We start from the raw sequence: 11,952 nt of genomic DNA on the forward strand, positions 1-11,952 counted from the left end.
CGGATCTCGCATACTCCGACGGGCCACTGAATCTGCGGGGTTTTCTCGCCTACGACGAGTCGGCTTCCGGGCCGATGCCCGGCGTCCTCATCGCATCCGACGCGTTCGGCCTCGGCGACCAGGCACGCGAGCGTGCCCGGATGCTCAGTGAACTGGGCTACGCGGCACTGGCGCTCGACATGTACGGTGACGGCCGGCAGACCGCCTCGCTCCCCGAAGGGATCGCCCTGGTCGACGAGCTGAAGAAGGACCCGGCAGTGCTCCGGCGGCGGGCCCGCGCCGGCCTTGCCGCACTGGCGGCGCTGCCCCAGGTGGACGGTGAACGCCTGGGCGCCATCGGCTTCTGCTTCGGCGGCACCGTCGCACTGGAACTGGCGCGCGACGGCGCCGAACTGCGCGCGGCCGTCAGCTTTCACGGCAGCCTCGGGACCGAGCGGCCCGCCGAGCCGGGCGCGGTGCGGGCGCGGGTGCTCGTGTGCCACGGCGCGGAGGACCCCCTGGTCGCGCCCGACACCGTCACCGCCCTCCAGGACGAGATGCGCGGCGCCGGTGCGGACTGGCAGTTCATCGCCTACGGCGGTGCGAAGCACAGCTTCACCAATCCCGCGTCCGACCACTACGGCGTGCCGGGCGTCGGCTACGACGAGCGTGCCGACCGCCGGTCCTGGGCCGCGATGCGCGCGCTGTTCGATGAAGCCTTCGCCACCGGAGCGCGGCGGTGACGACCACCGCGTCCCGGCCGCCCGCCGCAAGCGACGATTCCGTCCGCACCCGGGACGGCGGGCCCCCGCTGACCGCCGACCAGCGCGCGTACGCCCAGTCGTACGCCTGGAACGCGGACCATGTCGAGATGCTCACCGTCGGCATCGACATCGGCTCCTCGACCACACATCTGATGTTCGCCCGGGTGCATCTGCGGCGGCGGTCGCAGGACCACTCCAGCCGGTTCGTGGTCGTCGAGCGCGAGGTGCTCTGGCGCTCCCCGGTGCTGCTGACTCCCTACGTACCGGACGACACGATCGACGCCGGACAGCTCGGCGCGTTCATCAGCGGCTGCTATGAGCAGGCCGGTGTCGAGCGGTCCGCCGTGGACAGCGGTGCGGTGATCCTCACCGGCGAGGCGCTCAAGCGGACCAACGCGCGGGCCATCGCCGACCTGTTCGCCGGCGAGGCGGGCACCTTCGTCTGCGCGTCGGCGGGCCATCACCTCGAAGCGGTGCTCGCCGCGCACGGCTCGGGAGCGGTGGCGGCCTCACGGGGCCGGCCGGACGCCACACTGCACATCGACATCGGCGGCGGTACCAGCAAGATCGCCGTACTGGCCGACGGCGAGGTGCTCGGCACCGCCGCCGTCGCGGTGGGCGGCCGGCTGGTGGCGTACGAGGACGGCCATGTCGTACGGGCCGACGCCCCCGCGCTGGAGATCGCCCGGGCGGCCGGGATTCCGCTCCGGCTCGGCGGCGTACTCCGGGCGGAGGACGAGAGCCGGCTGGTCCGCGCCTTCGCCGATGTACTGGTCGGCGTGGCCACCCGGGGAGCGGTACCGCCGGGGTATCCGCCCGGTCTGCTGCTCGCCGACGACCGGCCCGCCGGGGTGCGGCCCGGTGCGGTCAGCTTCTCCGGCGGGGTGGCCGAATACCTCGCGGACACCGAGAAGGAGAGCTTCGGGGATCTCGCCGTCCCGCTGGCCGCCGAGCTGAACGAGGCGCTGCGCGACGGCCGACTCCCGCTGCCGGTGCTCGGCTCCGCCCAGCGGATCCGCGCCACCGTGATCGGCGCCTCGCAGTTCACGGTCCAGGTCAGCGGCAACACCGTGGGGCTGTCCTCGGAGGCGGCACTGCCGCTCCGTGACGTTCCCGTGCTGCGCCCCCGGCTCGATCTGTCGGGGCCCGTCTGTACGGACGTGGTGGCGGGCGCGGTCACGGCGGCGGCCCGGGTCCACGACACGGCAGCGGGCGCCGGCGCGGTCGCGGTGGCCCTGCGCTGGCCGGGTGAGACGACCTATCCGCGACTGCGGGCGCTCGCGGCGGGGCTGGTGAAAGGCATGTCACGGCACCTCGCCGACGGGAGGTGTCTGGTCGTCCTCCTCGACGGGGACGTGGGCCGGTCGCTGGCGGCGCTGCTCACCGAGGAACTGGCGGTGACAGCACCGCTGATCTGCCTCGACGGCGTCGAACTGGAGGAGTTCGACTATGTGGACATCGGCGAGCCGGCCCGTCCCAGCCGGGTCGTCCCGCTGGTGATCAAGTCGCTGCTGTTCGCCGCGTCCGGTCCGGACCCGGCACCGGACGGACCGCCGATCGCCACCGCGCCCTGAACCGCGCACCGCATCGTGTCCTGGATCGCGCACCGAATCCGCGCACCGAACCCGCGCCCTGCACCGCACACGCCTCCCGGTCCACCGGCCGAACCGCGAGAACGGCCGAACCGCGAGAACGGCCGAACAGCCCGCAACAGCCCGCAACAGATGGAGCCTCGATGAAGACCACGACGGCGGCGGCCGGCCCACCGGCCGCCCCGGAGACCTACCGGATGCTCATCGGGGAGCACTGGACCGACGCCGTGGACGGCAGCCGCTTCGACGCCGTGAACCCCAGCACGGGCGAGCCGTGGGCCACGGTGCCCGGGGCGGGCAGGAGCGATGTCGACGCGGCGGTTCGCGCGGCGCGGACCGCCTTCGACACCGGCGAGTGGCCGCACAGCGGCCCGGCGGAACGTGCCCGGCTGCTCCGGCGCCTCGGTGACCTCGTCCTCGAACGCGAGGGCGAACTGGCGCGCACCCAGGTGTGGGAGAACGGCAAACTGCTGCGCGAGGCCCTCGGCCAGACCAGGGCACTCGCCGGTTTCTGCCACTACTACGCGGGCATCGCCGAGACCGTGCACGGACACACCCTCCCCACCTCCTTCCCCCACACCCTCACCTACACGGTCCGCGAACCCATCGGCGTCGTCGCCGCGATCACCCCCTGGAACAGCCCGCTCGCCCTGCTGTGCCAGAAGCTGTGTCCCGCACTGGCGGCGGGCAACACCTTCGTGGTGAAGCCCTCGGAGTTCACCCCGGTCTCCACCCTCCGGTTCGCGGAGCTGGTCCTCGAAGCCGGATTCCCGCCCGGCGTGTTCAATGTGGTGACCGGCGACGGCTCCACCGGTGCCGCGCTCGCCGCCCACCCACTGGTCGACAAGATCGCCTTCACCGGGTCCACCGCCACCGGGAAGAAGATCGCCGCCGCGGCGGCTGACCGGCTCGCCCGCGTCTCGCTGGAACTCGGCGGCAAGTCTCCCAACATCGTGTTCGACGACGCGGATCTGGACGCGGCCGTGGAGGGGGCCGTCACCGGACTGTTCCACGGCACCGGCCAGAGCTGTATGGCCGGCTCCCGGGTCCTGGTGCACCACCGCCGCTATGACGAGTTCGCGGCCCGCCTCGTCGAACGTGTCCGGACGATCCGGCTCGGCGATCCGCTGGACGACGACACCCGGATGGGCCCGGTCGCCTGCCGTCCCCAGTACGAGAAAGTGCTGCGCCACCTCGACATCGCGGAGGCGGACGGCGCCACCCTGCTCACGGGAGGCCGCCGGGATCCGGACGCGGCCCGCCTCGGCGGCTACTTCGTCGCGCCGACCGTCTTCGGCGATGTCACCAACGACATGCGGATCGCCCGGGACGAGGTGTTCGGACCCGTGATGTGCCTGCTGACCTTCCAGGACGAGGACGACGCGGTACGGATCGCCAACGACACCCGCTACGGACTGGCGGCCGGGGTGTGGACCAGGGACGTCGGCCGCGCCCACCGCGTCACCCGGCGGCTGCGGGCCGGCACGGTCTGGATCAACACCTACCGCAGAACCAGCCATGCCGCGCCCTTCGGCGGATACCGGGAGAGCGGGCTGGGCCGGGAGAACGGCCCGGAGGCCATTCACGAGTACACCGAGACCAAGACGGTGTGGCTCGCCATGGGCGAGGCCACCTCATGACCGCCCGATGGCCGTCGGAGCCCCGGTGGGCCGAGCCGGCGGGTGAACCGGTGCCGATCGTGCTCATCCCGGGCATGCTGTGCTCACCACGGCTGTTCGCCGACCAGCTGCCCGAGCTGTGGCGGTACGGTCCCGTCACGGTCGCCGACATCCGGCACGACGACAGCCTCCCCGCGCTCGCCCGGCGCGTACTGGACTGCGCACCGCCGAGGTTCGCCCTGGCCGGACTGTCGCTGGGCGGCTACATCGCCTTCGAGATCATGCGGCAGGCGGGCCACCGGGTCAGCAGGCTCGCCCTGCTGGACACCACCGCACGGCCCGACACCCCACAGAAGCGGGAAGGGCGGCGCAGCCATGCCGCCCTCGCCCGCGCCGGGCGCCTCGGCGAGCTGAGCGACCTGCTCTTCCCCCGCTACTTCCACGACGCAGGCTCGGACGACGGCACCCGGCGGGCGCTGGTGCGGCTGATGGCCGAGGAAACCGGAACGGACGCCTATCTGCGGCAGCTCCGGGCCATGGAGGACCGCCCCGACTCGCGGCCCGGCCTCGCCGCCATCCGCTGCCCCACCCTGGTGCTGGCCGGCGCGAGCGACGAGGTGACGCCGCCCGCGCTGGCGGCCGAGATCGCGAACGGCATCCCCGGCGCCCGGCTCGCCACCGTGCCCGAGTGCGGCCATCTCTCCACCCTCGACCGGCCGTACGAGGTCACCCGGGCCCTCGTCTCCTGGGCCGGGGACCGGCAGCCACCACCCGTCCCGGGCCCGCTGTCCGGTCCGCCCGAGCGGGCTTCGTGGCCGGCGGCGTCCGGACACGACCGAATCCAGTCACCCATCCGTACGAGAGGACCCGACCCCGATGGATGATCGCCGAAGAACAACAGCCGGAACCGAGAACAGCGCGTGGACCAGGGCAGCGGGCGAACCGCGATGACCCTGCTGCTGCGGATGGACGAGGTGCTGAAGCTGATGGACCTCCCGACGGCGACGGAGGTCATCCGAGAAGCCGCGAACGCCCAGGCCAGGCAGCAGATCGACGCCAGGGCCCCGATGATGCTCCCCATGGCGAACAGCGCCCTGCGTGTCGTCCTCGGAGCCGTCGGTGAGCCGAGGCGGTCGGGCGCCCGGGTGAATCCCGCGGGCCGGGGTGACGCCAGGACGGTGCCCGCCATCGCCACCGTCTACGACGAGCCGACCGGTGACCTGCTGGCGGTGATGTCCTACCCGTTCGGCCCCCTGCGCATCAGCGCCACGATGGCTCTGGCGACAGAACTGCTCGCACCCGCCGATGCCGACACGATCGGGGTGATCGGCAGCGGACACAATCTGCGCTCGGTCCTCGCCGCCGTCGTACAGCAGCGTCCCGTCAAGGAGATCCGGGTCTTCAGCCGTACCGAAGCCAAACGCACGGCGTTCGCCGAGGAGGTCTCCGCACGACTCGGTATCGCGGTGAGGGCTGTCGACTCGGCGGCCGTCGCCGTCGGCGGTGCCCCGATCGCACTGGTCGGCACATCGTCCCTCGAACCCGTCCTGCACGCCGATCCGATGAGGGACGCGGGCACCTTGCTGCTCAGTTATGGGCACCCGAACGAGATCGATCCGTCGGTGCACCTGGCGGCCGACAGGATCGTCGTCGGCTCGAAGATCCATGAGCGGGGGTGGACCGATCCCTGGCTTCCCGATGACCGAGGGCACCCGCTGCTGAGTCTCACCGCCGCGGGACACCTCGGCTGGGAGAGCGTCTCCGAACTGGGTGACATCACCTCCGGCAAGGTGCCGGGCCGGACATCGGAGGACGAACGGATCGTGTTCAAGGACTCCGAGGGCGGGTTCTGGGACATCGCCCTCGCGTGCGCGATCTACGACAGGGCCCGTTCTCGCGGTCTCGGCACCGACTTCGCGTTCGCCTGATCCGCGGTCCGGCAGAAAACCCGGAACTGACGATTGACCCTGGGTTAACAATCTGCCAGCATCCGACGCCAAGACGTTAATTGCATGGTCTGCAGAATGTCGGGGCAGCTCCCGACAACGGTTGGATGGAGAAGGCATTGAATGTCTCACCCTCACCACGCGGTACGGAACTCACCGCATCGAAGACACTCACCCGTGCATCGAAGACCGAACGAGCCCTCGTGTCGGTGATGACAATCGTGGCGCTGCTCGCCCTCAGCGCGTGTGGAGCCGACTCGGAGTCCGGCGAGGACACCCCGGGCGGCAAACCCCAAGGGAAGTCGATGACGGTCGGGTATCTTCCGCTGGCCGACTACCTGCCGATCTTCGTCGCGCTGGAGGAAGGATATTTCGCCGACGAAGGGCTGGAGGTGAAAACCAAGCAGATGCCGCCTGGCTCGCCCGTCGCACCGACGGTCGGCGGATCGTTCGATGTCGCGGGCATTCCGTGGTCGGCGTTCCTGCTGGCCGCTGACAAGAAGGTCCCCCTCACCCCGATCATGGGGGCCACCAGCGGTGTTCCGACCTATGCCTCATTCGTTGTCCCGAAGGCGTCCGGCATCAGGAAGCCGGCTGATCTCGTCGGCAAAACGGCGGCGGTGACCGGAGCGCCGGGCATGTGCAACATGCTGCTGGACACGACGCTCAAGCAGGAGGGCATCAAACGGGACGACGGCAAAACCACCTATGTGCAGCTCGCGGCGGCAGAGATGAAGCCCAGTATCGACGAGGGTGAGGTCGACGCCGCCTGTGTGCCGCAACCGGTACTCGGCGGGTTGCTCGCCTCGGGCGAATACCGCATCGTTTTCGACGCGTTCTCCGGCCCGTTCGAAGGATTCCCGCTGGTCGGCTACAACACCCGCACTGCCTATGCCAAGGCGAATCCCGACACGATCGCGGCCTTCCGGCGGGCGATCGTCAAGGCCACCGAAACCATCAGGACCAAGCCCGAAGTGGTCACACGCGTGCTCCCGACCTATACGACCTTCAAGGCCGAGCAGACCAAGAACCTGGTGCTGCCCGGGTTCACCCCCGAAGTCGATCAAAAGGATCTCCAGGAACTGGCAGGAATCATGCGGGACCTGGGAGTCGTCGACCACAAGATCTCCGTGCCGGAGATCGGCGACTGATGCACCGCCCGCCCACCGAGACGACCGAGCACCGGAAATGGTGACGAGAGTGTCCGATACCAGCTCACCAGGAGCCGCGACGGGGAAAGGCACAACCCCCTCGGCCGTGGAGCCTGTTCACCGGGGCGACGTCCGGCGGACCGCGCGGCGCGGAGCACGGGAGTCGATGCGCCCGGCGATCCGGGGAACGATGGGGGTGGCGATCTTCCTCACGATCGCGCAGCTCACGACCCTGGCCGGATGGCTGGGGGAGTCGTTCCCCACCATGCTCCAGATCCTCGACGCGGCCTACGCGCTGCTCTGGAACGGCGATTTCGCCGCCGCGATGGGCTGGACCATGACGGCATGGAGCCTGACCATGCTCCTGACGGTCCTGATCGCCGTCCCGCTCGGTGTCGCCATCGGATCCCTGCCGGTGGCCGCGCGGGCCGCGCAGGTCCCGATCGAGATACTGCGGAACCTGCCGGCCGTGGCGCTCATCCCCGTCTTCATGCTCGCGGCCGGGACCGAGACCAGGATGAAGGTCATCCTCGCGCTGCTGGCGGCCCTCTGGCCGACCCTGCTCAACACGCTGTACGGGACGCGGGACATCGACCCGGTCGGCGTCGCCACGGCGAGGAGCTTCCGGCTGCCGCGCCGTGCCGTGCTGCGCTGGGTGGTGATCCCCAGCATCGCGTCCTTCGTGTTCACCGGTATCCGGATCTCGGCCGGCCTGGCCCTGATCGTCGTCGTCGGCGCCGAGTTGGTGGCCGGGTCACCCACCGGCATCGGTTCCTACATCCTGGGCGCCAGCCTGGTCGGCGATACGAGACTGGTGCTCGGCGCGTCCGTGCTCGCCGGCGTTCTCGGAATCGCCATCAACCTGGTTCTGACGCTTGTCGAGAACAGGCTGTTCGCATGGCGGCACGGAATGAACGGGGTTTCACGATGACCCCCCGGCTCCAGAAGGCCGGCCCGGCGGAGCCGGCGGCACCCGCCAATTCGCCGGCGTACGCTCGGATGGCCAGGATCGCACGCGACCTGATCGTGCGCTGGGGTGTCCTCGTGGTCGCGGTTGTGGTCTGGCACCGGATGGCCCAGTCCTCGACCTCCGGCTACTTCCCCGTACCGGCCGATATCCTGGATGCCACACGCACCTTGTGGTTCTCGGATCAACTGCCCTTCGTGACGGATCTGTTCACGGAGAATGTCGTGTCAAGTCTGCGGCGCCTTCTCGCGGGATGGGCGCTCGCGGTCGTCGTCGGGATCGCTGGCGGCGTGCTGATCGGCTCGTCTCCACTCGCCGCGGACATGGCCAGACCGGTGCTCGACTTCATGCGCTCGATTCCCAGCCCTGCCGTCCTCCCGGTGTTTCTCGTACTGCTGGGAATCGGCGACAACATGCGCGTTTCGCTGATCGCCTTCGTGAGCCTGTGGCCGGTACTCCTGAACACGGTCGAAGGCGTGCGGACCGTCGACCGGGTAAAGCTGGACACCGCGCGCGCATTCGGACTGGGCCGGGCGGCACGGCTGCGCCGCGTCGTACTCCCGGCCGCCGGCCCCAAAATCCTGGCCGGCATGCGGGTGGCCCTGTCTCTGGGTTTGAACCTCATGGTCATCAGCGAGCTGGTTGCCGCGAACAATGGCATCGGTCACTTCGTGGACGAGTCCCAGGACTACTTCAGGATTGTCGATATGTGGTCAGGAATCATCATGATCGTCGTCATCGGCATCCTGCTCAATCTGTCATTCGTGACGCTGGAGAAGCGGCTTCTCCGCTGGCACACCGGTGAAAGGGCGGGATGAGAATGCGCGAACTCAAGACTGTTCTTGAAGTGGAGAACCTCCACTACGAGTATGTTCCCGGAAAAGCGGTGATCGACTCGATCAGCTTCAGGATCGGTGAGGGAGAACTCGTCTCGATCGTGGGCCCGTCCGGCTGCGGGAAGACGACGCTCATGAAGTCCGTCGCGGGTCTGATGCGCCCGACAAGCGGGAGCGTTCGGATGAACGGCCGGACCGTATCCCGGGTTCCCGACGACCTGGCCATGGTGTTCCAGGAATACGAGCGATCGCTCTACCCCTGGTTGACGGTGGCCGAGAATGTCCAGCTGCCGTTGCGTTACCTGAAGGCCGACAGAAGCCAGCGCGCCAGAAGAGTGGAGAGAGCGCTCGCCGAAGTGGGCCTGGCGCGTGATCACGCCAAGTATCCCTGGCAGTTGTCAGGCGGAATGCAGCAGCGGGTCGCGATCGCACGAGCCCTCGCCTATCGGCCGAATCTGCTGCTGATGGACGAACCCTTCGCCTCCGTCGACGCGCAGACCCGTTCCGAACTCGAAGACCTCGTCGCCGCCGTCCAGCGCAACCACGGGGTGACCATCATGCTCATCACCCATGACATCGACGAGGCCGTCTACCTCGGCGACCGCGTGATCGTCCTCACCGGCTCACCGAGCAGGACCATGCGGGAGATCGATGTCGACCTCCCTTCCGAGCGCGACCAGATCGAGACCAAGGCGAGCAGGGAATTCGTCACCCTGCGTTCGGAGGTCGCCCGCCTGATCCGGCGGGCGACGCGAGGGACGCCCGAAACCCTGGAGCCGCCCGCGAACGGGACCCCGGACCCGGAGCCGACACCAGACCCGCGCGCAGAGCGGATTCTGCCGTGACCCCGAAGCCCACCGGCCACCCAGGGGCGGGCGCACACGCCGCCGCCCCCGCCCCACTGGGCCACCAGGTGGTCCGGGCCATCGCGCGGACGGCCGCCGGGCAGGTGTTCGCCATGGACTCGCTGCTCTACATCGGGGCTCCCGGGATCGGTCACGACGACGTGGTCATCGCGGCGTCCTACTGCGGGGCCGGAACGGTCGCACACGCGATCTCCCGGGGCGTCAAGGGCGTGATCGCCCATGACGCCGGGGTGGGCAGGGACGCCGCCGGCATCGCGGGTCTTCCCTTCGCCGACCGCTACGGGGTCCCCGCGGCGGCCGTGGCGGGGGAGACCGGGGAGGTGTCCAACGGGCTGTCCCTGGCCGCCGGAACGATAGGAAGTGTCAATACGGCGGCGGCCCTCCTGGGGGTGCGCCCAGGACTGCCCGCGCGGCGGGCGGCACAGCTGATGCTGGCGGCCGAGCGCGGCCGGGCCCGGGAGACCGATCTCGCCCTGGACAACACCGTGCACCGGATGGCCGGCACCCGCGATCACCGGATCCTCGTCGTACGCACCCTGACCTCCCTGCCCGAGGACGGGGACTTCAGCTCGGACGTGGTGGTCGTCGGTGTGCACTCGGGCGGTACGAAGGCCGCCCTGCTCAGGACCTGGCCGGTGCGGGGCTGGATAGCCAACGACGCGGGCATGGCCCGGAACCGGTCCGGGATCGCCGGCCTGCGGGACAGCGACGAGATCGGCGTCGCCGCGGCGGCCGTTTCCTGCTTCAGCGCCCGCATCGACGACGCGATGAGCACGTACCACGAAGGGTTCATCTCCGCCGCCAACGAAACGGCGCGCGCGATGGGCGTGACCATCGGCATGAGCGCCGCGTCGGCCGCCGGAGCCATGGCCGGTCTCGCGACCGAGACCGGCCAAGAGAACAACGCTCAGAGGAACTGAGGAGATCATGAGTACAACTGTCGGGCCCAGCCTCCCGGACAACACGCTGACCCTCGCGGAACGCGACCGCCGCCATGCCCTGGTCCGGAAGTACCTGCGGGCCGCGGGCGCCGAGGCGATCATCGCCAGCGGGCACAACGCGTTCTATCTCACCAATGGCATCCCGGGCGAGAACTACGCTGTGCTGACGGCGGACGAGGCGCCGGTGACCTGCTTCGTCAACGGGCGGCACATCGTCGACATCCCGGTCGAGTACCTCCTGGACGCTCAGGAGTGGATCGAGGACATACGTCCCGCCAGCGACCACATCCACTCCCCGCGGCAGGTGGGCGACACCTCGGAGATCGTCGCCCGCATCAGGGAACTGGGACTCCCGAGCGGAGCGCGGGTCGGTGTCGACTCCGGACTCAACCACCTGGTCATCGAACAGCTCACGGCGGCCATGCCGGACGTCCGGCTCGTCCAGCTCGCCGATGTCTTCGCCAGCGCCCGTACGGTGAAGAGCGCCGAGGAACTGGCAGTCATCGAGGAGGCGTGCCGTATCTGGGACAGCGCCGTGCAGACGATCCGCGGTTTCGTACGGCCGGGGATGACGGGCGCCCAGGTCGTCCAGGAAGGCATCCGCGCGATGTGGGCCGAAGGCGCCGACCTGGACACGAGGTTCTATCTGTCGTACGGCAAGCACGCCTCGCAGAACCCGGCGGTCGCCGAACTGTGCCTGTCCCGCCGGATCGAAGCGGGTGACATGCTCACTCTGACCTCGATGGCCCGCTACCGCGGCTACACCGGCCACACCGATCAGCAGATCTCGATGGGTGCCCCCAGCCGGCTGCACGCGGACATGTTCGCTTCCATCCTCAAGGTCCGCGAGCATGTGCTGAGCCACGTCAAGCCGGGCGTACTGCACTCGGAGCTGGCCGTGGCCTACCGCGAAGCGGCCGAGCAGACCCCCTTCAGGTTCTCCAGCCACTCGCAGATCCATCAGTTCGGCATGGACGCTCCCGAGTACCCGGGCAGCAGCCACCGGGTCCAGAGGGAGTTCGTGCCGGGCAAGGAGGAACAGCCCGACTTCGTCCTCGCACCGGGAATGGTCTACTCGATCTCGCCGACCCTCATCTCACAGGACGGCAAGGATGTGCTCCTCGGGGGCACGGACCTGGCCGTCACCGAATCCGGGTACCGCGAACTCCAGGCCGTTCCCGTGGAACTGCTCATCGCCTGATCCGTGAACCGCGGAACCGGATGGCTTCCGAGCCGTGAGGCCGATCACCTGTGATCGGCCCATCGGTGAGCCGAGCGGTGTTTTGGCCCC

Annotated in this window: 11 protein-coding genes; all 11 read left to right on the forward strand. The window is 69.5% G+C overall.

Translation table 11 applies throughout. The features are described 5' to 3' along the window. Nucleotides 1-722 (forward strand): dienelactone hydrolase family protein (locus ACWF94_RS19100; RefSeq protein WP_453489288.1); only part of this gene is annotated, 722 nt, incomplete at its 5' end. Next, nucleotides 719-2,317 (forward strand): ethanolamine ammonia-lyase reactivating factor EutA, encoded by a 1,599-nt coding sequence (locus ACWF94_RS19105; RefSeq protein ID WP_453489291.1) that lies wholly within the window; start codon nucleotides 719-721, stop codon nucleotides 2,315-2,317. The genes ACWF94_RS19100 and ACWF94_RS19105, both read left to right, overlap by 4 nt. A 161-nt stretch (nucleotides 2,318-2,478) precedes the next feature. Then, nucleotides 2,479-3,975, forward strand: coding sequence for an aldehyde dehydrogenase (locus ACWF94_RS19110; protein ID WP_453489294.1), 1,497 nt, complete (start codon nucleotides 2,479-2,481; stop codon nucleotides 3,973-3,975). Between the two features lie 50 nt (nucleotides 3,976-4,025). Continuing rightward, the gene (locus ACWF94_RS19115) at nucleotides 4,026-4,838 is read left to right on the forward strand and encodes an alpha/beta fold hydrolase (protein WP_453489296.1); all 813 of its coding nucleotides are present in this window, start codon (nucleotides 4,026-4,028) and stop codon (nucleotides 4,836-4,838) included. Nucleotides 4,839-4,874: 36 nt separating this feature from the next. Further along, on the forward strand, nucleotides 4,875-5,882 hold the full coding sequence (locus tag ACWF94_RS19120) for a hypothetical protein (RefSeq protein WP_453489299.1): 1,008 nt from the start codon (nucleotides 4,875-4,877) through the stop codon (nucleotides 5,880-5,882). 125 nt (nucleotides 5,883-6,007) lie between these two features. Further along, a complete protein-coding gene (locus tag ACWF94_RS19125; protein WP_453489302.1) occupies nucleotides 6,008-7,051 on the forward strand; it encodes an ABC transporter substrate-binding protein in 1,044 nt (347 codons plus the stop codon). A 106-nt stretch (nucleotides 7,052-7,157) separates the two neighbouring features. Next, nucleotides 7,158-7,982, forward strand: a complete 825-nt coding sequence (locus ACWF94_RS19130) for an ABC transporter permease (RefSeq protein ID WP_453489304.1) — start codon at nucleotides 7,158-7,160, stop codon at nucleotides 7,980-7,982. Next, the gene (locus ACWF94_RS19135; protein ID WP_453489307.1) at nucleotides 7,949-8,836 is read left to right on the forward strand and encodes an ABC transporter permease; all 888 of its coding nucleotides are present in this window, start codon (nucleotides 7,949-7,951) and stop codon (nucleotides 8,834-8,836) included. The genes ACWF94_RS19130 and ACWF94_RS19135 overlap by 34 nt, the downstream gene beginning before the upstream one ends. Nucleotides 8,837-8,838: 2 nt before the next feature. Beyond that, complete coding sequence (locus ACWF94_RS19140; protein ID WP_453489310.1) at nucleotides 8,839-9,699, forward strand: ABC transporter ATP-binding protein; 861 nt, start codon at nucleotides 8,839-8,841, stop codon at nucleotides 9,697-9,699. After that, entirely contained in the window at nucleotides 9,696-10,640 is a 945-nt protein-coding gene (locus ACWF94_RS19145; RefSeq protein ID WP_453489313.1) for a hypothetical protein, read from the forward strand. The genes ACWF94_RS19140 and ACWF94_RS19145 overlap by 4 nt, the downstream gene beginning before the upstream one ends. Nucleotides 10,641-10,647: 7 nt before the next feature. Continuing rightward, nucleotides 10,648-11,862, forward strand: coding sequence for a M24 family metallopeptidase (locus ACWF94_RS19150; protein WP_453489316.1), 1,215 nt, complete (start codon nucleotides 10,648-10,650; stop codon nucleotides 11,860-11,862). The last annotated feature ends 90 nt before the right edge of the window (nucleotides 11,863-11,952 follow it).

The organism is Streptomyces sp. NPDC055078 (assembly GCF_053607985.1).